Origin of the sequence: Chitinophaga flava (genome assembly GCF_003308995.1) — a bacterium.
Lineage (GTDB): Bacteria > Bacteroidota > Bacteroidia > Chitinophagales > Chitinophagaceae > Chitinophaga > Chitinophaga flava.
The window spans coordinates 1,190,518-1,215,687 of sequence record NZ_QFFJ01000001.1 but is presented as its reverse complement, the minus strand read 5'-3'; the positions used below and the strand labels follow the sequence as shown (position 1 = coordinate 1,215,687).

The 25,170-nt window shown below is 47.8% G+C and carries 19 protein-coding genes; 6 read left to right on the top strand and 13 right to left on the bottom strand.

Annotated elements, in window-relative coordinates; genetic code table 11:
* The first annotated feature begins 4 nt into the window (after window positions 1-4).
* Genes DF182_RS04715 through DF182_RS04705 form a run of 3 tightly spaced genes read left to right on the top strand, consistent with a single transcriptional unit; the run spans window position 5 to window position 2,161 of the window.
* Window positions 5-994, top strand: a complete 990-nt coding sequence (locus DF182_RS04715) for a D-alanine--D-alanine ligase (RefSeq protein ID WP_113614512.1) — start codon at window positions 5-7, stop codon at window positions 992-994.
* Between the two features lie 23 nt (window positions 995-1,017).
* On the top strand, window positions 1,018-1,830 hold the full coding sequence (locus tag DF182_RS04710; RefSeq protein WP_161964053.1) for a PASTA domain-containing protein: 813 nt from the start codon (window positions 1,018-1,020) through the stop codon (window positions 1,828-1,830).
* 34 nt (window positions 1,831-1,864) lie between these two features.
* Complete coding sequence (locus DF182_RS04705) at window positions 1,865-2,161, top strand: rhodanese-like domain-containing protein (protein ID WP_113614510.1); 297 nt, start codon at window positions 1,865-1,867, stop codon at window positions 2,159-2,161.
* A 156-nt stretch (window positions 2,162-2,317) separates the two neighbouring features.
* On the opposite strand, the gene DF182_RS04700 is transcribed toward DF182_RS04705, so the two are convergent.
* Window positions 2,318-3,415 carry a hypothetical protein gene (locus tag DF182_RS04700; protein ID WP_113614509.1) on the bottom strand — a complete coding sequence of 366 codons (1,098 nt, stop codon included), beginning with the start codon at window positions 3,413-3,415 and terminating at the stop codon, window positions 2,318-2,320.
* 216 nt (window positions 3,416-3,631) lie between these two features.
* On the opposite strand from DF182_RS04700, the gene DF182_RS04695 reads away from it, so the two are divergent.
* On the top strand, window positions 3,632-4,792 hold the full coding sequence (locus DF182_RS04695) for a tail fiber protein (protein WP_113614508.1): 1,161 nt from the start codon (window positions 3,632-3,634) through the stop codon (window positions 4,790-4,792).
* On the opposite strand, the gene DF182_RS04690 is transcribed toward DF182_RS04695, so the two are convergent.
* Genes DF182_RS04690 through DF182_RS04670 form a run of 5 tightly spaced genes read right to left on the bottom strand, consistent with a single transcriptional unit; the run spans window position 4,793 to window position 9,894 of the window.
* Window positions 4,793-5,989, bottom strand: a complete 1,197-nt coding sequence (locus DF182_RS04690) for a hypothetical protein (protein ID WP_113614507.1) — start codon at window positions 5,987-5,989, stop codon at window positions 4,793-4,795.
* Window positions 5,990-6,007: 18 nt separating this feature from the next.
* Window positions 6,008-6,904: a type 1 glutamine amidotransferase gene (locus DF182_RS04685; protein ID WP_113614506.1), complete on the bottom strand. Its 897-nt coding sequence runs from the start codon at window positions 6,902-6,904 to the stop codon at window positions 6,008-6,010.
* Between the two features lie 44 nt (window positions 6,905-6,948).
* The gene (locus DF182_RS04680) at window positions 6,949-8,049 is read right to left on the bottom strand and encodes a carboxylate-amine ligase (RefSeq protein WP_113614505.1); all 1,101 of its coding nucleotides are present in this window, start codon (window positions 8,047-8,049) and stop codon (window positions 6,949-6,951) included.
* A gap of 52 nt (window positions 8,050-8,101) precedes the next feature.
* Window positions 8,102-9,181, bottom strand: coding sequence for an ATP-grasp domain-containing protein (locus tag DF182_RS04675; RefSeq protein WP_113614504.1), 1,080 nt, complete (start codon window positions 9,179-9,181; stop codon window positions 8,102-8,104).
* A 5-nt stretch (window positions 9,182-9,186) separates the two neighbouring features.
* Window positions 9,187-9,894, bottom strand: coding sequence for an esterase family protein (locus DF182_RS04670; RefSeq protein ID WP_113614503.1), 708 nt, complete (start codon window positions 9,892-9,894; stop codon window positions 9,187-9,189).
* Between the two features lie 57 nt (window positions 9,895-9,951).
* Between DF182_RS04670 and DF182_RS04665 the strand changes: the two genes are divergently transcribed.
* Window positions 9,952-10,719 carry an alpha/beta hydrolase gene (locus DF182_RS04665; RefSeq protein ID WP_113614502.1) on the top strand — a complete coding sequence of 256 codons (768 nt, stop codon included), beginning with the start codon at window positions 9,952-9,954 and terminating at the stop codon, window positions 10,717-10,719.
* On the opposite strand, the gene DF182_RS04660 is transcribed toward DF182_RS04665, so the two are convergent.
* Together DF182_RS04660 and DF182_RS04655 are read right to left on the bottom strand one after the other, a co-directional pair.
* On the bottom strand, window positions 10,688-12,127 hold the full coding sequence (locus tag DF182_RS04660; RefSeq protein ID WP_113614501.1) for an OmpA family protein: 1,440 nt from the start codon (window positions 12,125-12,127) through the stop codon (window positions 10,688-10,690). The genes DF182_RS04665 and DF182_RS04660 overlap by 32 nt on opposite strands.
* 102 nt (window positions 12,128-12,229) lie before the next feature.
* The gene (locus DF182_RS04655) at window positions 12,230-15,472 is read right to left on the bottom strand and encodes a TonB-dependent receptor (RefSeq protein ID WP_161964052.1); all 3,243 of its coding nucleotides are present in this window, start codon (window positions 15,470-15,472) and stop codon (window positions 12,230-12,232) included.
* A 435-nt stretch (window positions 15,473-15,907) separates the two neighbouring features.
* On the opposite strand from DF182_RS04655, the gene DF182_RS04650 reads away from it, so the two are divergent.
* Window positions 15,908-17,116, top strand: a complete 1,209-nt coding sequence (locus DF182_RS04650; protein WP_113614499.1) for a bifunctional 3,4-dihydroxy-2-butanone-4-phosphate synthase/GTP cyclohydrolase II — start codon at window positions 15,908-15,910, stop codon at window positions 17,114-17,116.
* Window positions 17,117-17,368: 252 nt separating this feature from the next.
* Here DF182_RS04650 and DF182_RS04645 read toward each other — a convergent pair whose 3' ends face one another.
* The 5 genes from DF182_RS04645 to DF182_RS04625 all read right to left on the bottom strand — a co-directional run bounded on the left by DF182_RS04645 (window position 17,369) and on the right by DF182_RS04625 (window position 25,153).
* Complete coding sequence (locus DF182_RS04645; protein ID WP_113614498.1) at window positions 17,369-22,126, bottom strand: translocation/assembly module TamB domain-containing protein; 4,758 nt, start codon at window positions 22,124-22,126, stop codon at window positions 17,369-17,371.
* A gap of 124 nt (window positions 22,127-22,250) precedes the next feature.
* Window positions 22,251-23,123: a TraB/GumN family protein gene (locus tag DF182_RS04640; protein ID WP_113614497.1), complete on the bottom strand. Its 873-nt coding sequence runs from the start codon at window positions 23,121-23,123 to the stop codon at window positions 22,251-22,253.
* 18 nt (window positions 23,124-23,141) lie between these two features.
* The gene (locus DF182_RS04635; RefSeq protein WP_113614496.1) at window positions 23,142-24,197 is read right to left on the bottom strand and encodes an aminotransferase class I/II-fold pyridoxal phosphate-dependent enzyme; all 1,056 of its coding nucleotides are present in this window, start codon (window positions 24,195-24,197) and stop codon (window positions 23,142-23,144) included.
* Between the two features lie 6 nt (window positions 24,198-24,203).
* The gene (locus DF182_RS04630; RefSeq protein ID WP_113614495.1) at window positions 24,204-24,626 is read right to left on the bottom strand and encodes a hypothetical protein; all 423 of its coding nucleotides are present in this window, start codon (window positions 24,624-24,626) and stop codon (window positions 24,204-24,206) included.
* Window positions 24,627-24,631: 5 nt separating this feature from the next.
* On the bottom strand, window positions 24,632-25,153 hold the full coding sequence (locus DF182_RS04625; RefSeq protein ID WP_113614494.1) for a DUF1572 family protein: 522 nt from the start codon (window positions 25,151-25,153) through the stop codon (window positions 24,632-24,634).
* Window positions 25,154-25,170 lie beyond the last annotated feature (17 nt).

Genomic DNA, 25,170 nt, shown 5'->3' with positions numbered 1-25,170 from the left:
TCTTATGAAGAAGAACATAGCTTTGGTTGCCGGTGGATATTCCGGAGAATATGTGATATCCGTACAGAGCGCTGTAACGATAGAAAAAAACCTGGACAGCAGCAAATATGCTGTATATAAGATTATTGTTACCAAACAGGGATGGAGCTATACTGCCCCTGATGGTTCGGTCCATGAAATTGATAAAAATGACTTCTCCCTGAATATCGGGGGTAACAAGATAAAATTTGATGCCGTGTTTATCGGTATACACGGTACACCCGGAGAAGACGGCCGTTTGCAGGGTTATTTCGAAATGCTGGATATCCCTTACACCAGCTGCGGCATGGTGACCTCGGCGCTGACCTTCAACAAAAGCTATTGCAATAAGGTGGTGGCAGCCCTGAATGTGGTAAATGTGTCCAAATCCGTACACGTATTCCGCGATCAGCCTCACGATGTGAATGCCATCCTGCAGCAACTGCGTTTGCCCGTTTTCGTTAAACCGGCAGAAGGTGGCAGCAGCATCGGTATGTCTAAAGTGAAAACGGCGGAAGAGCTGCCGGCAGCCATAGAAAAGGCCTTTAAGGAAGATAACCAGGTACTGATCGAAGAATTTATTAAAGGAAGGGAACTGACCATAGGTCTGTACCGCGCCAATGGTACCCTCAATGTACTGCCTATCACAGAAGTGGTGAGCAGCAAGGAGTTCTTCGATTACGAAGCGAAATATACACCGGGAGTGTCCAACGAAATTACACCTGCTCCGGTGTCCGATGATATTACCCTGCTGGTGCAGCAAACAGCGTCTTCCTTGTACGATAAGCTGAACTGCAAAGGCATCACCAGGATTGATTTTATCTATGAAGAGGCTACCGGAAAACTGTATTTCCTGGAAGCCAATACCATGCCCGGCCAGTCTGAAAACAGCCTTGTGCCGCAGCAGGTAAGGGCCGCTGGTAAAACCTTACAAGAGTTTTACGGCGCTCTCTTAGAAGAATGCATGAAAAAGTAATTTTAACTAAATATTTTATTATCGTGTTTGACTTTATTACCAAGCGCTCCTTTGCATTTAACCTGTTGATTGTGATTGCCTTCTTTTTTGTGCTGGCGCTGTTGTTTTTTTCTATGCTGGGCATCATTACCAAACATGGGAAACATCTGACTGTACCTGACGTGCGGGGGAAAAATGTTAAAGAAGCAATGGCCATCCTGGAAAATGCCGGATTTGAGGCTGATGTGAGAGATTCCATCTATATCGATAGTATCCCTCCGCTGTCTGTTTGGGTCCAGACTCCTGAAAAGGGCGCCGAGGTAAAAGTAGGCAGAACGATATACCTGACTGTCAACAAGGTAGTGGCTCCTATGGTGAAAATGCCTGATCTGGAAGGCCTCACTTTCCGCAGCGCGGAAATGATGCTTAAAAGCATGCGTCTCAACGTAGGCGATACTATCTACAAGCCAGACTTTGCCACCAATACTGTGCTGCAGCAGCTGCTCAATGGTAAACGGATCAAACCCGGTACACCTATCGCCGAAGGTAGTAATATCACACTCATCATCAGCAGTGGCACCGGCAGCATCGAGAATCCCGTGCCTAACTTTGTAGGGCTTACCTTTGCAGAAGCAAAGGAAACATTGAGCGCCAGCAACCTGAGCACCGGGACTATCATCGTCGATCCCAACGTAACCGATACAGCCAATGCCTATATTATCAAGCAGGTACCTGCCCGCAAAAATGAAATAGGTGACTACAACATGGTGAGGGCCGGTGAAAGCGTGGACCTGTGGCTGTCTGCTACCAAACCCGCAAAGGACTCCGTCCAGCCACAACCCGCTGACCAACAGTAGAATAATATCTTTTAACCGACCATAATTTTATATCATGCAAAATATCACAAAGGAAGAACTGAAACAGCGGATAGATAACGGTGAACACGTGAACATCCTGGACGTCCGTGAACCGCATGAACGCGCCGAATTCAATATCGGTGGTTTCCATATTCCACTGGGCCTCGTGCAAACTATGCAGATAGACGAAATTGAACACCTGAAAGACGAAGAAGTCGTTGTATACTGCCGCAGCGGTAACCGTAGCGGACAAGCTTGCATGCTGCTCGAAACTATGGGCTTTACCAATGTAAAGAACCTGGTTGGTGGTATGCTCGCCTGGCAACAGTGATAAATACTGATTTTACTGATGCTCCTGATCAGCGAAGATAAATGCGAAGATGATAGTGAAATGTATTGATTTTTCACTTTTTCCCCGCTTATATCTCCGCTCCATCAGGAGCATCAGCATTTATCATATCCATCACAGTTGCATTTATCACATATATCACCGTTGCGGTGGAGCAGTTCTGAATTTTACCACCCTCCCCAGCAGGTCAAACCAGAAGGGTGCTCCCAGCGAGATGGCCAGTGAGGTGATAATCCATCCAGCCAGTACCATCCAGCCATTTTGCTGATAAGGATGTGTAAACCCGCAATGGGTCCGTTTTTTACCTCCTGTACTATCGGTTACGCAGGAACGGCTGATACCCAGTACACTTTGAGCATCACCGGCATCCTGGCGGAGGATACCATATATGCCGATCAGGGCCGTATCTTTCATGAGCACCTGGAAAGAGGTATCATGGCGGAAATAGGCGCTGTCACGGTGCATTACGTTTTTTTGCAGGAGCGTGTCCGTCATAGCGGCAAAAGAAGGCTCCCGGCTGGTTACCAGCTGTACCATCTGTTCGCGGGCGCTTTTATCTTTCATCAGGATACGCGCAATCGCGATGGAGTCTACATTAAAGACAGCAGCAATGCCCATTCCCAGTATCAGCAGCCATACCTGTGTTTGTCTGCGGTACCAGCCGCTGGCACGGGTCATCGTTTCATTGAACCAGGTTTCCATGTTTTTACGGAATTGAGGAACATCCTCCTGGGCATCTTCAAACAGATTGCGCAGATGGGCGAGGGTATCCGGTCCCAGTTGCAGGGTATTGTGGGCTAGACATTCGCTGATAGCTGCCTTTTCCGGTTGATTTTCCGTTGCCTGGCCCCGTAGCAAATGGACCATTGTCTGTGAAAATATCTGCGGGCTGATATAGGCAGGCCGCGCTGAGGCACTGTTTTCCCCCAGGTATTTGATGGATGGTGAATGATAAAACTTCTTCAGAAAAGCACTCTTGTGAAAAGGTGAAAAGAAGTATACTATACTCCATCCCATCTCATAAAACCAGTTAAAAAAGGTAAATCTCCCAAAAATCCCCAGCGCTCCGCTGTGGTCATTATCTTCCAGCAACCGGCGAAGCCCCTTCGTCAATATTCGCGCCCGCGCATTAAATAATCGGGCAATCATTTCCTGTACAATGGAGGCCAGCAAACTGTACAAAAGAAAAATAAAAATCAGGCCCAGCGCCACATCTATGGCAAGGTTACTAAACATAAGGATAGTTTGTTAGGTTGACATATTGTTATAAAAGTAAATATTTATTATAAAGATAGTACAGCTCAGCGCAGTGTATTTGTGTGATAAGTTTATCACGAAATCAAACGTTGATACCAGTCCGCTTATGGTTGTTTTTTATTCTATTTGCAGGTGAAATGTGTAGCATGTTAACCTGAGCGCACCCCTATGTCTAAAAAATAAACCTATACTCATATGAAAAATGTCCGGTTGTTTGCCACCTGTATGGTGCTGCTATGTTCTTTTTTACCGAAACTTTATGCACAGACGGAAACTCCCTGGAAGCTTGTCGGAGCAACCCAGGAACCGAATTCTCCCTGGAACCTGTATTATTATAAAATAGCTCAGGTGAATGAAAACGGTGCGCGGTATGCCTCTTTAATAGAAGTTTCGATACAGGGAGATGCGAATTATTTTGAGCGGCAGGGTACCTTTCTGGTGAGGATTGATAAGTTTGACTACACCGTTGGCCGGTTTGATGGTATGGAAATCCGTTGTACATCCGGGAATCCTTACGCAGCTACGTTTTATGTATTTAACAACGCGCTGTGGGTAAAGTCCAACTTTCAATGGGGTGGAATTTATTGCAGAGGAACTCATCTCATCACTTATGGAAACCCGCTGACAGAAGGCAATTTTGGTCAAACACTTGTAGAACCTACAGGATTTCTGGCCAAAACGGATAATTATGGCTTAAAATGTGATTTTGATACCGATCGTTTTTTTAAGTTGCCCTATACAGATATTGCCGGCAACACTTTTAACAGCGAAGGTCTGGTACTGGGTGAACCGGTAAGACAAGGAATGATGGCTATCAATGCAACGAATAAATTAGGAAACGATTTTGTCTATATCACCAAAAATGTTGCCTCTGCCAACACGGATTTTTATTCCAATTATAAAGGGCTAACAGATATACAGAATGGCACATTTGCTTACGGTGTGCGTCCCACAACAAAATCCTGGGACCTCTATGAAAAAGGGTATAATGCGGATTGGACCAACCTGTTCCATGTTAATGCTGATGGTAATATCGGTATTGGTACTATCAACCCCCAGTCCAAACTGGCAGTGAAAGGCACGATCCAGGCAACCAAAGTAAGGGTTACTACTGCCGCAGACGCATGGCCGGACTTTGTTTTCAGCAAAAACTATACATTGCCTTCCCTTCAGGAAGTGGAGAATTATATCAGCGAGCATCAGCATCTTCCCGGAATGCCTTCCGCTGCAGAAGTAGCGCAAAACGGCCATGATCTGGCGGAAATCAACCAGAAACTACTGCAAAAAGTAGAAGAGCTGACACTCTACATTATTGATCTTCAGAAGCGGATGCAGCAACTGGAGCAGAAAAAATAATTACGCGAACTCAAAAAAGCAGCAGCTGCCACCTACCCAGGTGTCGGTGCTGTTGAAGCCCACTCCGATCATCTTTCCCTTGCTGATCCTGGACAGGTTGTGTACCAGGATGGGCCGGGGAGAGCTGTCGGGCCATATATACATCATTCTGATCTCGCAGATGGCAGGTCCGGTGGGTGTTTCGATGACCGGGGCGTATTTCACTTTATGTTGCAGTATCCAGTTCTCCGGGTCTTTGATATTGTCAATATCAGCGGGAGTGACATCTATCAGCACACCCTGGCCGGCAAAGGAGAAAAGGGGTTTCAGCACATAGTTCTCGAGATCCGCAGGTATCACCGGCAGCTCATGGAGGAACCAGCTCTTAGGCACAAATTCGCTGTGAATAAAAGGCATAGTGTATTTGCTGATCCGGTAAAACCAGTTGGGGTGTGTGATCCATTCCACGTCCAGGTCCTGGAACAGGTTGACATGTGTGCCCAGTTCAGCGGACTGTTTCTGCAGATCATCAAAGATGATACGGTTGTAGATACGCTGCACAGGCGTTTTGACGCCATCACGCAGATAAAACAGTTTTTTACCTTCCTGGATAAGTTGTGTAAGGCATACCGTGCGGATGCCGATATATTTTTCTGTACTGTAAAAGTCGATACGTGTTTTCTGTTCTTCCGGTTTTACTTCCAGCAGGATCACTTCTTCCGGTGGAAGCTCGCCAACGATCATTTTCCTGAGCAATTGATAGTAGGTTGTTTCATCGATACCATTAAAAAAATTGCTCAGCTGTCCGGGAATATCGAAGTGGTTTTTATATTGCCGGGCCATCACGTCCTGAAAGGCGTACATGGTAGGAAATCCCTGTAATTCTATCAGTTTGGGAGCAAGGTCGCCGCCTTCTTCGCGGGTAACGGCGAAGTCGATAACAATAAAGTGCGGATGTTCGTTTTCATGCGGCACTTTCAGATCGGAAGGTATGGCGTCCTGGGTGATAGACTTAAAGTCGGGCCGCAATATCACGTTGATAATCTCTTCACAGGCCTGTATCAGTTTGGTGGTCAGGACGGCGGGCACAAATACCGGTGTTTCGGCCACACGGAAATCGGGTGCGATGCCCGCATCCTGGGCCATGCCTTCCAGGAAAGCCTGGTAACGGGCGTCGGTAAATTGTTGATTATAAGCCTTTCTGACTTCAGGTATCATGATAGTGTAATAAACGGATTAGAAAAAGGTGTTTTCGTCGTCGTTGTGAGCGGGCACCTGTTCCAGGTGCTCGATAGTGGCCAGTCTGTCTGACAGCTCGCCATAAACGGCATAGTCGAGGAATGCGGTAATCAGGCGGTCGTGGGTGAGCATGATTTTGTCCGGATCGGAGAGTTGTTCCAGCATGCTGTTGTATTTTTCCATGCCATGATTGTCTACCACCTGTTTTTTCTTTTCCTCCTGAAGAAGATACATGTGCATTCCGTCTGCATCGGCTTCGGGATGGAACTGGGTGCCGATAAAATGATCATTGAAGCGGATGGCCATGGTAGCGCGTTCCAGCGGTACATGAGGTCTTTCTTTTTCAATGGCCAGCACCTGACCGCCCATAGCCGCGAGGTTTTGATGGTTCAGTTCTATCACCTGCCAGTTACGGCTGTCTACGATATAAAAGGGATCGGGGAGGGCGCTGAAAACTTTTTCCCGGAGGCCGGCATGGGTTTTATGTACCGGGAAAACCCCGAAGGCAGGGGATTTGCGCTTACAGACGTTACCGATCCTGTAATAGCGGCACATGATCTGGTAGGAGTGACAGATAAAAAAGGCAGGCTTTTTCTGTTCTGCGGTACGGTTCCATTCAAGCAATGTTTCTATGAGGGAGAAATATTTTTGTTCCCAGGCACTGCCTTCGCTGTCTACCGGGCTGCCAGGACCACCGGTAGAGATGTAAATATCATAGGAGGTGTCTGGTACCTGCTGCTGCAGTCTTACTTCAAACTCATCAAATTGCAGATCCAGTGCATGCATAGCTGCATATTGCACCAGTATTTCCCGGATACAGCGCATGCCTTCGTTGGGCACACCTTCATACATATCCAGGACAGCTACCTTCCACTTGTTTTTGATTGGATGCATACTGCAAAATTACGAATTACGGCCGGGTAATCCGTCATTCCGGCTCAGCAGTTCTTCAGAAACTGGCCATGTATGTAGTCTGTAACGGCCACCAGGTCGTTGGTTTGCTCAAATATTTTCAGCTGTCTGTCGGCGCCGGTGCCGTTTTCGAGGATGCGGCCAGTAGCATTGATCACCTCACGGCTACCAAGGTCATCGACTACATCATCAATAAAATCGAGTAATTCGTATATGAGTGACCGTGTGTTGACTTCCATTTCCTTTCCAAAGTCGATCAGGTTGCCATCAATACCATAACGGGACGCCCGCCATTTGTTTTCATTGATGAGCGCGCGGTTGTAGAGGATGAAGTTCAGGTTCTGCATACGCAGCTTGTAGATCTTGGCACATACTGCCTGAAACAGTCCTGCCAGCGTGATGGTATCATCTACCGTCATCGGTACATCGCAGATGCGGAACTCCACAGTATTGAAGAAAGGATGTACACGCAGATCCCACCATACTTTTTTGGCATTGTCGATACAATTGGTTTTTACCAGCAGCTTGATATAGTTGTCATATTCTTCTATGCTGCTAAAATAATCGGGTATGCCGGTACGGGGGAATTTATCGAAAACCTTGGTACGAAAGGATTTGAAGCCGGTATTACGGCCTTCCCAGAAAGGAGAGTTGGTACTCAGTGCAAAAATATGCGGCAGAAAATAACGGACAGAATTGGCGATATGTATGGCCATCTCCCGGTTTTCCATGCCTACGTGCACATGCAGTCCGAAGATCAGATTAGACCTTGCTGCATCCTGCATTTCATTGACGATCTCAAAATAACGGGGATGGTCGGTGATCAGCTGTTTTTCCCATTTGCTGAAAGGGTGGGTACCGGAGGCGCCTATGCTGAAGCCCAGGTCGCCGGCTATCTGAGTAATGGTGCGACGCAACAGGGCCACATCTTCCCGCGCTTCCTGTATATTGGCACATATCTGTGTGCCCACTTCCACTACGGCCTGGTGAAACTCTGCTTTTACCTGGTCCCGTATTACCTTATGGGCCTGCTCCACAATTTTTTGCTCATGGGACCGGAGTTCCCGGGTACTGGGGTCCATCACCATATATTCTTCTTCTATACCCAGCGTAAAGGCCCTGAACATGATTAAAATTTTTCTCGAAATTACGAATTACACATTATGAAAAAAGTGTCTTTTATTTTTCTTTTGATTTGATTTTTTTTGAAGTGACACTTTTCCCGTTTATCTTTTTGCCAGCGGATTTTTCTCTTTCCGATGATGATTTTCCGGGAGTACTGGTAGCTTTTTTCGTGGCTGTTGGTACTGCAGCGTTTTTTTTCGGGGTACGATGCCGGATGAACTGTCCCCAGGTAAGGTTGTCTTTTCCTGGTTTCTGCGCCATCGCCCGCGCAATGGCGTAACGGGCGCTTGTTTCCACCACCCATTCAAAATGTTCTGCTCCGATGGAGTGGATGTCTGCATCAGGAGCGGGATTACAGAAGTCAATGGCATAAGGCACTTCACCCCGCACAGCTATCTCTACAGTGTTGAAGTCGTAGCCCAGATATTGATTGAGTGCCAGCACCTGTTGGGTGATCTGTTCCATCAGCGCTGTACTGCCTTTGAAGTCGGACTGGTAACGCTGATGGGGCGCGTTTTTCGGATTGTAGGCCATGATACGCACTTCTTTACAGCCGATGCAGTAGCAGCGGTAGTATTGACTGTAATCAATTTCTTCCTGCAGCATCATGACCAGCTGGCCTGTTTCGCTGTGTTTGCGGAAAAAATCATCCTTGTCTTCCACCTGATACACATGTTTCCATCCTCCGCCATCATAGGGTTTCATGTATGCAGGAAAGCCTATATAGTTGAAGATGGTGTTCCAGTCGAATGGATAGATAAGGTTGCGGAAAGACTTATCGGTAGTATTGTCTGGCAAAGAATACGACGGCAGTAAAACGGTGCGGGGCACGTTGACGCCTATTTTCCCGGCAAGGGCGTTGTTAAAGAATTTATCGTCGGCACTCCACCAGAATGGGTTGTTGATAACGGCACAACCAGCGGTGGCGGCATTTTTCAGGAAGGCACGGTAAAAAGGAACATCCTGGGAGATTCGGTCAATTATAACGGCATAACCACTGTCGGCACCCTGTAATACTTTATCGATGGTCACAAACTCAGCAAAGATACCGGGAGGGTTGATCTGGTTTATTCTGTCTGCCAGGGCCTGTGGGAATGTGTTTTCCTGTCCGAATAAAATGCCTATTTTTTTCATGTCGCTTACTTGATGAGTGATAGATAGTGCGGCAGCATTTCCCGCCATACGGGCCAGTCGTGCATGGCGTGGGGCCTGATGTCCAGCCAGTGGGTGATGTTTTTGGCGGCCAGTATCCGGGAGAAATGTTCGTTGTGCGGGCGGGTGACATCTGTTTCTGCGGTGCCCAATACGATGCCCATGCGCCATAGGTCAGCGTCTTGGTTGTTGGGCATAAAGTCGGCCGGGTTGTTGAAATACACCTGGTCATCGTAATAGCCGTCCATACGGGGTTTGATATCGAAGATGCCGCTGAGGCTGAAGAGGTACGACACGCTGGCGGGGTGCCGGAAGGCGAAGTTGGCGGCATGGTAGCCACCAAAACTGCAGCCGGCGGCCACAATACGTTGTTTACCTGTTTCTGCTTCCATACGGGGCAGAATTTCCTCCATCAGTAATTTATCATAACAGGTATGATTATACGCACGATAGGCGGGAGGAATGTTCTTATTGTACCAGCTGCTGGCATCGATACTGTCGGGGCAGTATACTTTTACCCGGCCTTCATCGATAAACCAGCGGATAGCATCAATCAGGCCACGGTCTTTGCTTTCATAGTAGCGGCCCATGGAAGTAGGGAAGAGTAGTAACGGATATCCGCTGTCACCGAATACCAGCATCTCAAATTCCTTTCCCAGGTTGGGAGAATGCCATTTATAGTAGTTTTCTGTCACGGGAAAGTGTTTAGTTAAATTTAAAGAAGATTATTGGTTTATTGGTAAATTGTTGAAATGCAAATCGATCATCTGACGGTCCATGCGGCCGCCTTACAGCGGGACATATTGCTGGACGTGTATTACAAGGGATCATCTCCTCGTGTATTATTGCTGATGAATGACGGACAGGACCTGACTGCCTGGCCGGCTGTTTTCCCGGAAGGCCTTTGTGCAGTAGGCATACATGCCGGCCCTATTCGGCGGCAGGAGTATGGAGTGGCCGGTATCCCGGATTATCAGGGACTGGGTAGTATGGCGTCGGCCTATAGTGATTTTGTGGTAGAAGAGCTGTTGCCCTTCCTGCAAAAACAGTATCCCGGACTATCAGAAGCCAGGCGGGCATTTGCCGGCTTTTCGCTTGGAGGACTGTCTGCACTGGACATTGTATGGCAGCACCCGCAACTGTTTTCACTGGCAGGCGTGTTTTCCGGCGCACTATGGTGGCGCGACCAGCCTCTGGGCGAGGGTTACAGCGATGAACATGACCGCATCATGCACCGCCGTGTCCGGGAAAGTAACTACCGTCCGGGACTGCAATTCTTTTTTGAATGCGGCACCAACGACGAAACCGCCGACCGCAACCACAATGGTATCATCGATAGCATTGATGATACCCGGGATCTGATATTGGAATTGATCAAAAAAGGATACCGCGTACCAGAAGATATCCACTACCTGGAAATCCCGGGTGGGCGGCATGATATGGCTACCTGGCAGCTGGCCCTGGATATTTTCCTTCGCCTGCCCTTTTTTACGGCCGCCGTTCAGGTGGATAAAAGATGACGATTTCCACCCTTCTGTTTTTTCTTCTCCCTTCTGCATACAGATTGTCAGACACCGGCATAGACTCGCCCATGCCAATGATCTGTGTAATGTGCGCCCCGGGCTTCCTGGAGCGGATATAATCAGCAACGGTAGTAGCCCTGCGTAAAGAAAGCTCCTGGTTGTATTCACTGGTACCGGCATCATCTGTATGGCCGGTAACGGTGATGGTTACACTATCTCCGGAAGGTATCCGGTTAACGAGACTGTCCAGTGAAACATGCTGCCGCACATTGAGCTCACTGCTGTTGAAGCGGAAAAGCAGGTCGGGGATGAGGAGGGTGTCTGTTCGTATAACCGGTGGGGTTATCTCTGGTGCCGGCTGGCAGCTTACCATCATCACCAGTTCTGTGGTATCCCCATCAGGGGAATATCCATCCTTACCAGTAATGACAAAATCGTCAAAACTAAATCCTTCATTATATACAAAATACCTGGCCACTTCATTCGCTCTGTCGGTGGCGATGATTTCATTATACTTTTTATTGGGAGAGAGATGGGCATAGCCGGTCAGGAAAATTTTGTTGTGTACCTGGTCACGGTCCACTTTCATGGTTTTGCGCAGCTGCTCCTGGTAGATAGGATTGATGTTCCGGCTCTGGGGAAGAAAGAAGTCGTTTTTGAGCAGGAGGGTATCGCATCGGCCACTACGCTGGAAAACGGACTGTGGTGGCAGGAAGTGGAGGCCATCTCCGGGAATATCAACATAAATAGAATGTCTTTTGTGAAAAGCATACAATGCTTTTCTTACCGTGTCTGCATCCGGACACATTTTTCCGTCCAGTGGCGTGATGGTAATACTGTCCAGATAAAGGTAATGTTCATCTTTTATGGGAGGGGATTGTTTGTTAAAGTTGCCGATGATGATACAACTGGCATCTTTGCCGGCGATGAAGGTTTTTTCCAGGATGGTCCAGTTTTCATTGGAGCCAGCTACGTCTGCCTTTCTCAATTGCAGGTCTGGCGGGATATCCAGGCAATTGGTGGAGTTACGGTAGATGAGAGCGGTATCAAAACGTATATCCGTGAACGGGGGCTGGTCTTTGTTGCTCATGGTAAAAAGCCGGATCTTATAGGAAGCTCCTTTTTTCAGGGAACAGAGCAGCTGTGTCTGGCAATAGGTGCGCAGAGCGGGATTGATACGGCTCTGCATGGTGAGCATGATAAAACGCTGCCGGTTATCATCTTTGTATATCAGTTTGCTGATATGGGGCGCTACGGCCTGCCAGCCGCTGGGAGCGCAGGGAGCATGATATTCTGTACAGATGTTTACATCCTGAAAACCGGGATTAGGAACGATATTTTGTGCAGTAACACTGGCTGTGAGCAACAGCAGCAGGAGTACGTGGATATAGGAAACAGGGCGCAAAGGAGGACAGTTTCGCTATAAACGGGCAGGGGAAAGGATTTATTGTAAAAGAAGAAGGCTGACCATTTGGTCAGCCTTCTTGTATAAAATCAGATTGTTGTATTAGAAGCTGTAACGAACACCCAGCTGACCTCTCCAACGGGAAGTGAAGTTGTTGATGAAGTAAGGAGTTTCTTTACCGTCACCGTTTACAACCCTTCTGGCGTCATATTGGAAAGTAGAAGTACCGGTAGCGGCATCAAATTTCCTGTAGGTGAGTGGTGTAGCCACCTGGTTAGTGATGAAGTAAGTTCTGCCCCAATCGCTGTTCAGCAGGTTACCTACGTTCAGGATATCGAAGGTAATTTCAACTTTGTGATTTTTCCAGATAGGCAGTACCTGTGCCAGTTTGAAGTCGAATACGTGTTCAAACGGAGTGCGGCTAGCGTTTTTCTTAGCGTTTTCACCGCGGTGTTTGCTCAGGTAGCTGTCGTTGCTGATCAGACGTTCCAGATCTTCTCTCTGCTGAGCTTCTGTACGCTGGTAAGTTACGGCACCAGCAGCGTTGGTTTGTTTGATCAGGTCAAACTTCATCGCTGAAACTTCAGTAGCAGTAGGAATGTAGATCAGGTCGTTGTTACCGCTGGAAACCAGGTCATCACCGGTAGGATCAACAGTGTTGAAGTATACCCATGTGTAAGGAGTACCGGACTGACCGTTGTAGAACAGGCTGACAGTAGTAGCGAAGTTCTTTTCTTTACCGTATTTGAAGGTTTTAGCGACAACAGCCAGTACACGGTGGCCCATGCTGTAGTTAGAGCGGGCAACGTCCAGGTTGTTCAGGCCGTTAACGTTAGGATTGAATCTCCAGTTGGAACCGGCAGTAGAAGAAGTACCGTCAGTCAGAGAGTAAGAATCGCCATAGGAATAACCAACTTTCATGAAGAGACCGTTGTTGGTTACTTTGGTCAACTCACCGGAGATGTTATAGGCATAACCTTCGCTGGTGTTCTGCAGCAGCAGGATCTGGTTACCCCATGCACCGGTTTTTTGTTTGAAGGTCGGACGTTTTAAACCACCACCCAGTGCAACGCTGTCGCCGGTAGGAATGATGTTCAGGTTGTTCCAAACGGCATTGTTGAGGGTTTTGGTAAAGTTACCTTCAATCACCGCTTTCATGCCCCATGGTAATTGTCTTTCAACTGCCAGGTTTGTTTTGAACATCTGCGGGAATTTGAAGTTCTTATCAGTCAGGTTAATGTTGGAACCTTTAGGAGTTACGTTAGCACCCATATTTGCCAGCATGGTAGCTGAGTACTGACCGTAGAACGGACTGTTTGGATCGAACTGGAAAGTAAGACCGTTTGGAACAGCAGCGTTGGCCAGGGAGATATTGGTGTAAACGTTACCGGAAGTGTTGTACTGGTTGGAGATCCACACGAACGGAACACGACCGGTGAAGATACCTGCACCACCACGGATGATGGTTTTACCATCGCTGGTCACGTCCCAGTTGAAGCCAACACGGGGAGCCACCAGTAATCTTGATTTAGGAATATTGGTAGTAGGGTATCCTGCGAAGTTAGGATCTTTATTAAAGGCAACGTTATCAGGAGGAGTAGTTGGGAAGATCGGGAAGTCAACTCTTACACCTGCAGTCAGGGTAAAGTTTCTGCGGATATTCCATTCGTCCTGTGCGTAGAAGCCGATCTGAGCAGCTTTGAAACCGATACCTTCTCTGAGGGTAGAGTCGGCAGTGGTGTAGTTGATCTGGTATTGTCTTGGTTTCAGACCATTCAGGAATCCATTGATGGAATCGTAGGTGTAGGAACCGAAGGCGCCCTGGATAAAGGTGTTTTTGATTTTGTACAGTTCAGCGTTAGCACCTACAGTGATGGTGTGTTTGCCTTTGTACATGGTCAGGTTATCGGTGAAAGTCCAGATGCTCTGGTCCAGTGCGTTGGCAGTGGAAGAGAATTCACTACCCAGGTTGATCACACGGCCGTTATCGTTGATAACAACGGTTGGGAAAGGCTGTCCCAGGTAAGATCTTCTGTCTTTTACGTTATTGTAACCTACCCTCAGCTCGTTGCTCAGTTTGTTGGAGAAGTTGGAGTTCAACTCAACAACGCTGGAATTGCTTTTGGAAGGGAAGGAGTAATAGTTATTGAAGAAAGCAGCAGTACTTGGACCACGGCTGGTGTTCTGATCGTTCGCGTCCAGGTAGTTGTGACGGATGGTCAGTTTGTGAACACTATTGATGTTCCAGTCGATACGACCAAAGAGGGTGGTAGCGGATTTTTCGCGGGTCTGGTCGGTAAAGCCGCCCAGGTCTACACCATATTTGTTTTTAACGAAGTTGTAGATTCTGCTCAGTTCGTCTACAGTTACGGTATTTGCACCAGCGCCAGGGTTGAAGTCAACCGGGTTGTTTCTGGTAGTTCTTTCCGCGTTGGCATAGAAGAACAGTTTGTTTTTGATGATCGGGCCACCAATGCTGAGACCATATACTTTGCTGCTGAAATCACCATATTTAGTATGGGCAGTGTCGGGAGATTTACCTACCATGCCTTTGTTCTGCAGGAAGAAGTAAGCGGAACCGTGGAAATCGTTGGTACCGGATTTGGTAATGGCGTTAATACCACCACCTGTAAAGCCACTCTGCTTAACATCATACGGGTTTAAAACGATCTGTAACTGATCGATAGTTTCGATGGAGATTGGATTTGCACCAGCCTGGCCACCGTTGGTACCGGAAGCAGACAAACCAAACACGTCGTTGGCATTGGCACCATCCACAGCAAACTGGTTGTATTTGTTGCTCTGGCCACCGAAGGAGATACCCAGCGGAGCACCATCGCTACCTCTTACAGAAACGTTTGCCTGAGGGCTCAGTTTAACGAAATCCTGAACACTTCTGTTAACAGTAGGGATATTGTCAATTTGACTACGGCCGATATTCAGCGCAGTACCACCATTACCCTGAGCTACGTTTTTAGTAGCAGTAATACTTACTTCTTTCAGGCTGGTAGTGCCTTCAGTCAGTTTTACACTCAATCTTTGCGGAGTACCCAGCTGAAGGAAGATGTTGGTGTAGGTTTCGGTGCCATAGCTGATAAAAGACACTTCCACTTTGTAAGGGCCGCCCACACGCATGTTCGGAAGGGTGAATTCGCCACCATTACGGGTAGTAGTTCCGTAAACAGTACCGGAGGGCGTGTGAATAGCTTTTACTGTTGCACCGATCAGGCCTTCGCCTTTAGCATCAGTTACAACACCGATCATGCTACTGGTCGTTACCTGTGCATAGGTCAAGATCGTTGTGAGTAATAAGGATAATGTAAAAAGTAATTTTCTAAATCCCATGATTAGAGAAGTTTGTTTCATGGCGCAAAGGTGCCAAAAAACTTTGGTTAAATTTTAACGCCAAATTAACAATAAGATTAACAAATTGTTAAGTAGTAAGGATCTATAAACCTTGATAATTTTTTTAGAAATCTTATGGGGTATGCCAATAATTGCAATGTGTTTATTCAAGAAAATGGAGAAAAATTATTAATCTTCAAATGTGGGATAATGCTAATGCATAACAGTGTGACAAGTTCAGTCCTAAACCTTATGAAAGCCTGATTGTTACAAAGTCAAGTTATTGGCATATTTTTTTATTTGTTAAAATCTAACTGCATAATAATCAACCCGCCAGTTTATTGTCTGTATTTAGCCCCAAATACTTCCTTCGTCATTTACCATGTATAAGTCGTAACTTTGCGCAATTCAACATTTGACCCGGAGGGATAATATATGTTAGATAAAATAGAAGCAGCAATAGAAGATATAAAAAACGGCAAACTGGTAATCGTAGTAGATGATGAAGACCGCGAAAATGAAGGCGACTTTATTACAGCAGCTCGCAACGTTACGCCGGAGATCATCAACTTTATGAGCACACACGGCCGTGGCCTTATATGTGCACCGCTTGCCGAAGAACGCTGTGAAGAACTGGGCCTGGAACTGATGGTCCGTGATAACACCGCTCTTCACCAAACACCTTTCACCGTATCAGTAGACCTGCTCGGTCATGGCTGTACCACCGGTATTTCCGCCCACGACAGGGCCAAAACGGTACAAGCGCTCATCGATCCGAACACCTGGTCGGAAGAACTGGGCAAACCCGGACATATCTTCCCGCTGAAAGCTAAAACCGGCGGCGTATTACGCCGTGCAGGACATACGGAAGCCACCATCGACCTGGCCCGCCTCGCAGGCTTCGAACCAGCCGGCGTACTGGTGGAAATCATGAATGAAGATGGCTCCATGGCCCGCCTGCCCCAGCTGCGGGAAATCGCCAATAAATTCGACCTGAAACTTATTTCCATACAAGACCTTATCGCCTACCTCCTCAGCACCGAAACACTCATCGAAGAAGGTGTAAGAGTTCAAATGCCTACCAAATACGGCAACTTCGAACTCATCGCCTTCAAACAGGTGAATTCCGGCGAGATCCATATGGCCCTCAAAAAAGGAGAATGGACCAAAGATGAACCCGTACTGGTACGTGTTCACTCCTCCTGTGTAACAGGCGATATCCTGCACTCCCTGCGCTGCGATTGTGGAGAACAACTGCACGCTGCCATGCAAATGGTGGAGAAAGAAGGAAAAGGCCTCATTCTTTATATGAACCAGGAAGGCCGTGGTATCGGTCTCATGAACAAACTGAAAGCCTATAAACTCCAGGAAGAAGGCCTCGATACCGTAGAAGCCAACATCGAACTCGGCTTTAAAATGGATGAACGTGATTACGGCGTAGGTGCACAAATCCTTCGTCATCTTGATATTACCAAACTTCGTCTCATCACCAACAATCCGCGCAAAAGGGCCGGCCTCAGCGGCTATGGCCTCGAAGTAGTGGAAAATGTGCCCATCGAAATACACCCGAACCCGCACAACGAAAACTACCTGCGCACTAAAAGAGACAAACTTGGCCACGAAATCCTTAGAACCCAGGACTAAAGTCCTGGGCTACAATTGTTTTAGCAGAAGACGTTGGTCTTTAATACCGGAGTGCAAATATTTTAGATGTATTTGTATTGGGGGTATTGTTGTTAAAAACAACATTTGTCAGGGGCTTCAGTAAAAAAGCCATGGATTAATAGGTCTCTTCAAACTAAAGTTAAAAACAACATTGGCTCGGCTTCATCGATAGATTGAAAGCTCCGAAGTAAGCCAAAACAATATTAGCCCAGGGCTTCAGCCCTGGGATTTTTATTTTGATTCAGTGGAGTCTTCTTTGGGTTTGGTAGCAGCTGCTTTACGAAGTGAGTCCAGCAGTGGTGTACGGGGGCGGCGATGACGGAAAAGCTCATTGAACCGGTTGAACTCCCGCACGTAAGAGATGCCTACACCTGATTTCGTACGGTTGTTGAGGTTATATACATCGTAGTCCGATTTGCTGAAAGCGTTGATACGGAAACGGCCGTCTGGTGTCAGCAGGTATTCTATCCGGAAGTCGCCCGCAAAGCGGTTGGCATTGGCGGAAGTGGATGATTTACCCCAGTCGTAATCGCCGCCGGCATAAAGACGGAAACGGTTGTTAAACAGTGTACTGGTAATACCCGCACTCACCTGGTTACGGTCTACGGAAGAGTTGTCGGCGTTGGCACTGGGCCCCCCCACATTGTAGGCGCGGTAGTTGACGTTAACACCAATACCACTGCCTTTTAGCAGGGCGCCGGTAATATTGTTGAGGATAGCGGAAGCCTGTGCGGAAAGAGCCTGTCCCACACTGTTTTTACCGGTGATACCAACGTTGGCTGCGGCATTGGTAGTGGCATCGTCGGGCAGGAACTGGTTAAACAGCAACAGACCATATACCTGCAACAACGCCTTGTTCTGATCATTGTTGATCTCCTTGAGTTTGGCGGCCACACCACTTTCATAGGAGAGGCTACCCACTTCCGGCAGTTCGATGGCATAGGAGATATCGGGTTTCATCAGTGCACCACGGAGATTGATCAATACATCCACCTTTTCGGTACGGGTGGCCAGCTTATCGTTGGAAACCACGGTGGCAGCCTGTCCCAGCAGATTGTAAAGACTAACCTTCGGCAGGGAATATTTGGCAGTGATATTTACCTTGGCTTCCTGTGGATCACCATTCCAGGTGATGGAGCTGTTTTTCTCTATGTCAAACTTCCAGCTGGTAAGCCTTTGGAAGGTGAAGTTATAAGACCCGTTGTTAATCTCGTAGTTGCCGAACATACTGAAATCCCCTTCGGTATTGGCAATGATCTGAAGGTTGCCGGTTCCGTTGGCAGAAATGATATCGCCGGTGGTGGCATCCAGGATCACATCTATCTGGGCATCCGGATTGGCAGCGATGTCCAGTTTTACCGTGAGCTTAGTATTATCTTTTTTCCTTTTGTTTTCTTTTATCTCTGTTCCGTAAGTCTTGAAAGTGATATAGTCATACTTACCAATGTCCTTACTGTCGGACATCGGGAGATAAAAATGGGTGCCCTTCACTGGTCTGGCCAGGATATGCATCTGCATATCATTGATGGGACCTGAGAAATACACTTTTCCATCCGCCAGCACATCCCCATAAAATAGGTCATTGTCGGCTGATGTAGTGTTGAGGAACAGGAAGTTCTTGCCGGTGACATCGAAGTCGAAGTTCAGCTTATCAAAATGATCATGACTGATATAGCCGCTGGCGGTGCCTTTGGTGTTATACTTGTCGATAATGGTGAAGTTGCCGAACTCAATCAGGTTATCATCTATATTGACGTTAAGCTTGGGTATCCGGTAGCGGGTACCGAGATAATCAACTGTTACTGCCACCGTGTCGAGTTTCAGATTTCCTTTTACTGATGGCAGATCGGTGGTGCCCGATATATTGACTTTACCGGTAACGGCGCCTGTCAGGTCTGAAACATAACCTGCCAGGTATTTGCTGACCAGGTTGATGGACATACTGTTCAGGTTGACGAAGGCATCGATATCCTTATTGCTTTTGGATAAGCCTACTTTACCCTGGGCCAGAAAGTTTTTGCCTTCATTATCTGATCTCACCAGGAAAGTAGCGAGGCCGGTCCTGTGAAGGTAGGTGCCGTCTACATTCACCACACCGATGGAATCATTGTCTATACGCAGTTCCCGGGTACGCAGGGAGGCGCTGATGTCCAGGTCCTGTGTGGGATCGGTGATATGAATGGTGCCGTCGGTAATACCTTCTATACGGGTGGTGATCAGCTGTGACGGGATCACATCGGGCAGGTTCAGGTTTTTGAGCGTTACGATAAATCTGGATTCGTCCGGATTAAATTCGTTGGTCTCAACGGTAATACTTTGGTCGTTGCGTGTAACACGGAGGTTCTTTACAGTAAGAAAGTCTTTGCTCCAGTATATTTCGTTGCCGGGAGTCACATTCCATTGCCGCTCATTGACGGTGAAGGCGCTGTTGAGGAAACTGATCTTCACGCCCTGTTGTACTGTGACCACCCTGGCATAAAAGCCATCGAGGGAGGAGGTATCCTGTGCCTGCAGGTCTACTTTGATAAAGGAGGTGTCATGCCCGGAGCTGGCCAGTATCAGCGGGTTTTGCAGCATCACATTGGTACCGGACAATACCTTGCCGATGCTGGTGCTGATATTCACTTTGTTGAAATTACCATCGCCTTTTACCTGGAGGTCCTGTATATGATAGTGCAGGTAGGAGGCTTCGGGTACATTGATGTTGAGAGCCAGGTTACCACCGTTCATGGTATTGAGTGCACCCTGTACGGTGGAATTATCGAAGCCGGAGAACTTGTTGGTAAAGCCTTTCAGTAGTTTCTCCACTTCCCCGAACTGGAAAGAGAAGCTGAAGTCTTCCTGGATGGCCGGATTAACGGGAGGCAGGAAGTAGCTGGGATAATATTTATAGAGCAACAACTGGAAGGCGTCGGGCAGTTCCATCAGTTTGTAGGAGCCTTTTACATATCCGCTTACCTCACTGCCTTCGAGGCTGAGCACCTTCATATTATCCTGCATATGGGTAGCTATGGTAAGGGAGTCGAATTCCAGGCGTTTACCATCTTTGAATACAGATACTTCGTGCATGCGGGCGGTACCATCGAAGTTGTCGATGTTGCTGCCGGCGAAGTTCAGGTCCAGTTTGGCTTGCAGGGTGATGGTATCTTCTGTGAGATGAAGTGCTTTCAGGTCGCCTTTACGGATGTCGGAATGGAAATGGAATAAGGGCAGGGCTTCGTTAAAATCGATGGTCCCGGCGAAGTCCATATCCAGATTGGGATCGTTGGCAGTAAGTGAACCGTTGAAGAATTTGCGGCTCATCTCACCATTGGTTTTGATATTCCTGTAAGTGTAGCCAAAGAGGCTGATGGCTTGTACATCCGCGTCTACACTGGCCTTCAGTGTTTTGAAGTTAAAGCCGGCCCCATTTACTTTAGCATTCAGGGAGATAGTAGACAGGTTATCGTTATTAAAGAGGGAGCCGATATTAAAATTGGTGGCGGTGAGGCTACCGGAATATACGGGCACATCACGGCTGGTTTTGAAGTTCAGGTCGGAGCTGAGCTGGCCGAGATTGGTCTGGAACTGGCCATAGGCCACGAAGTCGTTGATAAAGCCGGTATAGCTGCCCTGGAAGCGGATGGAGCTGAGGCGGTCCATTCTGATGGTATTCACTTCTTTTACGATGGGCATGATCAGCATTACATCGGCGCCGGTGGTCACCAGTTCATCAGTATGGAAATCGATGAAGGTTTCGTAAATATTGGGAAGGCCGCGCATTTCCAGACTACCTTTGAGGCGTGTGGTGGCGCCGGCTTCGAGTTCTATCTCAGAGGCTTTCAGATTGCTGACAGGGCCTCTTGCCTTTCCGGTAAGGGTGATTTCTTTTTTCCAGGAAGATAAGGGGGGCGCAAAAAAAGCGATATCGTCGGAAGACAGTTTACAGTTTTTAAAGCGGGCCTGCATAAATACATCATCGATATAGTTATTCATATCGTTGATGTCTGAATACTGCATGGTATAGTAGTCGCCGATATGGCTACGGTTTGTTTGCAGGTCCAGCCGGGAGAACTCCATTTCCACGGGCGACATTTTGAAGCGGCTGGTGAGTTTTTTTACTTCAAACCCGCAACGTTCTTTCGTGCTGAGGGTCAGGTCGCCGATGATACTGTCTTTTATCAGGCTGGTATTGGTGAGGGAGAGGTTGATCTCTCCGAAGCGGATATGGTTGGGAGCAAAATACCCTTCTTCTACTTTCGCGGTATCATCGGGGAGGTCTACGCCCAGCAAGCCGTTTTTGATATTAAGTTCCTTGATCAGCAGCTTCCAGTTGGCGTTGTTCCAGCGTAGTTCGTGGGAGGTGGCAGTATCAGCTGGAGTTGTGGTGTGTGGCCGTTTGTGCCGGAGCGGAGAGGAGGAATAGTTGCTTACGATAAAGGAGGGCTGGTCGAGCAGCAGCTCCTGTATATCGATATTATGTTTCTGAAGGTCAAGGTTTTTAGCATCGAGGAAGATGCGTTTGGCATAACCGCGCATATCTTCTCCCACCCAGGCATCAATCTGATTAAGACGGATATTTCGGAGATCGATTTTTTTTAGGTCGAGGGAAATGCCCTGGGAGGTTTTTTTGGAAGGGGGCGGACTGGTAGGGCCGGAGAGTGCATCTACCAGGAACTGATAGTTCCAGACAGAGTCGTTGCGTGGCCGCAGCAGGTTGACCTGCGCGTTTTCCAACCCAATAAACTTGAGTACTGGTTTGTCTTGAAAAAAGAACCAGTCGGTGATGCGCACTTGTAATTTACCCGCGTACAGGAGGGTGTCTTTGTGCTGATCTTCGATGAGTGCCCCTTCCAGCTGCAGGCTGTTGAACAGCCGCAGCGTGACGCGGTTTATCTCGACACGTGTTTTGAGTTGATGGGACAACCGGTCGGTAACCTCATGTACAAGCATATTCTGTACAGCAGGGATATTCACCAGTACTCCCACCAAAACGATCAGGCCTAACAAACACAAAAATATAATAGTTAGTATTTTCCGAACTTTTTTCAGGCAGCAACGTTTATCCGGCAAAAATAATAACTATTAGGGAATTCCTGGTTGCTCGTTTTGCAGGAAATGAAATCCCTGTATATTAATTGACAGCTTCCACTTTATATCCTTGCTTGCGAAGCAGTGATATCAATCCTTTGTCTCCCGCGAGGTGGGCGGCGCCTACAGCTACAAAGAGGGAGCCTTTTTTCATCAGCTGTTCTATCTGTGGTACCCAGGCTGCATTGCGCTGAAAAAGCATCAGGTTCTGGTAGTTTTTCAGGTCCGGAGCCTTTATTACGAGCTGGTAAAGTTTGTCAAGGTCCTGCTGTTTCCAGATGTTCATCATCTCACGCGCTTCTTTATCGTTTGCTTTGATATCTCTGATGATATGCATGATCATGGCTGCTTCCGCGGTATCAGGGATACTATCGAACAACGCCATCTGAGACTCCATTGTCTCGAGTGTGGCGATAGGTTTTTTCTGGTCTGTGGCCATTGCCGCCAGTTCACGATCCGGGGAGGCAATATCCTGTTCGTTGCAGGGGATTTGTCTAGCCAGCAGCAGGGTGGTGAGCATAAAAGGTTTGGCTTTGTCCAGGCTGGCCAGATTGAACTGCAGGGAATCCATGAAATAGCGGTTCAGGGTTGCATAGTCAGTGGAATCAAACAGTCGCCGAAGGGAATAGGTAGCATCTGTATGCATGATCATCGCCATCAGTTTATTATGATCGTCGTTGTTCATCAGGTCTATCTCCATACACATGGCTTTGGAACTCTTCAATGCGGTGGTTACGGCAGGTGCAAATGACAGTTCATTTTTACAGATCATGTGGACGGTGCCAAAAAGATAGGAGGGGGCAGTAAGGCCTTTGCCGGATACTTTCCAGAGTAATGATTTGCCTTGGGCATGACCGTTCATCTGGAATATCAATACCAGAATCAGGGGGCTAATTGTTCGGATGATGCGTAACATGTGGTAACCGTTTTTATGTTAATAACCATATTCTTTGAGGAACTGGTAAAGGGTTATGATATCCTGCTGGGTATGCAGGGCGGATATGATTGCCCTGTTGACCGGCCTGCTTTGAGGGAACGGGTAAGGGAAACTGGAAATGATAACATCTCTCTCAGCCAGATAGTTTAGTAAAGGTGGCTGATCGTCCGGCTGAGGCAGTATGAACATAGGCAGCCCATGTGGATTATGGATGGTTGTATTAGCAGAGAGATGAAGGAAGAAAGCGATATTCTGTTCCAGGAGATGGCGCTGTTGTTGCATAAGCGGCGCTGTCTGCAGCCATGTGTGCGCACTGGCGGGCATCATGGAGGTGCTGCCAGTAAAGAAACCGGTTCTTTTTAATGCGGCGATGTCAGCGGCACTGCCGGCAATCACGCCGCCTTCAATACTGTAGGCTTTGGCCAGAGAGGCCGTGATGAGATATTGGACATAGTCGGTGCCAGGCAGGGAATGAATGGTGCCCTGTCCTCTGGGGCCAAGGATGCCGATGCCATGGGAATCGTCTATCAGCACCAGCACTTTACGCTGCAGCTGCCGCAGCCAGTCGAACCGGTACCGTTCGCCGGTGATCGGATTCAGTGCATCAGTTACAATCACATATTGATGGTCATGCTGGCTGTTGACGGTAGCGATGGTATGTTGCTCCCATTCTTCCCGGTTGGTAGGAGGCAGCTGCGGAGTGCCGTACCACAGAGCCGGATGAGCACCCGGAGCATAACAGAGCTGCCCGCGGGTGGCCGCATAGTGTATGGCTGCCTGTGCGGCCATATAGCCGGAAGATAACACAACGGCGGCCTGTTGTTCCAGGTGAGTGCATAGAGCATGTTCCATTTCCTCAAAGAGCGACAGGCGTACATTGCCTACTCTGGAAGAGGGAAAGAGTGTACCATAGCGGTTGATTCCTTCGGTGAGGGCTGTTTTGAAAACAGGGTGCTGATGTAATCCAAGGTAAGAGAAGCCCGAGAAGAACAGGCAACTGCGGTTGTCAACAGTGACGGTTCTTCCCGGTGTGGTATCGGTGTGTATTAACATAGGTAGTTATTCTTTTCGGGTGCATAGTATAAAGTGGTAATCCCCTGACAGCACTTTCATATCAAAGTGGCTTTCGTCGAGCTTTTCCACGGTGACGAGGTTTTCCGCGGTACGGGAGCCATTAGAGGCAGTCACGGAAATAACCTTGCCATTGCTGAGCAGGAAATATTTGCCGGAATCCGGCTTGCCTGCGATAGTGGCCACAAAAACGTTGTTATCCAGGAACTGATAGTACACATCGCTATAATAGCCATCTTTCAAATCTTTGGCCTGGATGATCTGTGTATTGTTGTACGGGTCGCCTTTGGGTACTTTCACATCATACACCCGCCATTTCTTGTGTATCAGCAGTTCGTTGGTCCTGCCGGTATTACAGGCAAACAGTATACTTGTCAGCACAATAACGGTAAGGATAGTACGTAGTTTCATATATCTTATTTATTCCCGGATTTTTGTTTGTTGAATGCTTCTGACTGCCCTTTGGGGATAGACAGGCTTTGCCAGTTTTCTCCCAGGATCATTTTGCCGAGGAATACCATTTGACCAACGTGGTAGGCAACATGTCCCAGCTGGCGGTTTACTGCATCCAGCACGGTATGAGGTTCTGTTCGGATATATATTGTTTTACCAAGGTCTTCTTCTTTTAACCCGTCAACGGCCTTCAGCAGGCAGTCCCAGCCTTCTTTCCAGCGTTGAAGCACCGCTTCTGTGGATGCCTGATCATCTTCAAATTCCTGGTCACGGTGGCGGCCGGGTTTTTCTCCGTCGGTAGTCAGGAAGTCAGTCCAGCGAGAGAGCATATTGCCACGCAGGTGTTTTACGAGGAGGGCTATACTGTTAGGCTCTCCCTGTGGTTGCCAATGTAGCTGTGTGTTATCCAGTCGTTCGATGGTTTTGGTTCCCATGTCATAATAAGTGCGGAACCGTTGTTGTATGCTGTCGAGATAGAGTGACATGTATTTAAATTTTTGAT

Excerpts from the sequence above, each read along its gene's own strand:
- DF182_RS04715 (WP_113614512.1), top strand. The coding sequence starts at position 5 with ATGAAGAAGAACATAGCTTTGGTTGCCGGTGGATATTCCGGAGAATAT.
- DF182_RS04705 (WP_113614510.1), top strand. The coding sequence starts at position 1,865 with ATGCAAAATATCACAAAGGAAGAACTGAAACAGCGGATAGATAACGGT.
- DF182_RS04700 (WP_113614509.1), bottom strand. The coding sequence starts at position 3,415 with ATGTTTAGTAACCTTGCCATAGATGTGGCGCTGGGCCTGATTTTTATT.
- DF182_RS04695 (WP_113614508.1), top strand. The coding sequence starts at position 3,632 with ATGAAAAATGTCCGGTTGTTTGCCACCTGTATGGTGCTGCTATGTTCT.
- DF182_RS04690 (WP_113614507.1), bottom strand. The coding sequence starts at position 5,989 with ATGATACCTGAAGTCAGAAAGGCTTATAATCAACAATTTACCGACGCC.
- DF182_RS04685 (WP_113614506.1), bottom strand. The coding sequence starts at position 6,904 with ATGCATCCAATCAAAAACAAGTGGAAGGTAGCTGTCCTGGATATGTAT.
- DF182_RS04680 (WP_113614505.1), bottom strand. The coding sequence starts at position 8,049 with ATGTTCAGGGCCTTTACGCTGGGTATAGAAGAAGAATATATGGTGATG.
- DF182_RS04675 (WP_113614504.1), bottom strand. The coding sequence starts at position 9,181 with ATGAAAAAAATAGGCATTTTATTCGGACAGGAAAACACATTCCCACAG.
- DF182_RS04665 (WP_113614502.1), top strand. The coding sequence starts at position 9,952 with ATGCAAATCGATCATCTGACGGTCCATGCGGCCGCCTTACAGCGGGAC.
- DF182_RS04655 (WP_161964052.1), bottom strand. The coding sequence starts at position 15,472 with ATGGGATTTAGAAAATTACTTTTTACATTATCCTTATTACTCACAACG.
- DF182_RS04650 (WP_113614499.1), top strand. The coding sequence starts at position 15,908 with ATGTTAGATAAAATAGAAGCAGCAATAGAAGATATAAAAAACGGCAAA.
- DF182_RS04640 (WP_113614497.1), bottom strand. The coding sequence starts at position 23,123 with ATGTTACGCATCATCCGAACAATTAGCCCCCTGATTCTGGTATTGATA.
- DF182_RS04635 (WP_113614496.1), bottom strand. The coding sequence starts at position 24,197 with ATGTTAATACACACCGATACCACACCGGGAAGAACCGTCACTGTTGAC.
- DF182_RS04630 (WP_113614495.1), bottom strand. The coding sequence starts at position 24,626 with ATGAAACTACGTACTATCCTTACCGTTATTGTGCTGACAAGTATACTG.
- DF182_RS04625 (WP_113614494.1), bottom strand. The coding sequence starts at position 25,153 with ATGTCACTCTATCTCGACAGCATACAACAACGGTTCCGCACTTATTAT.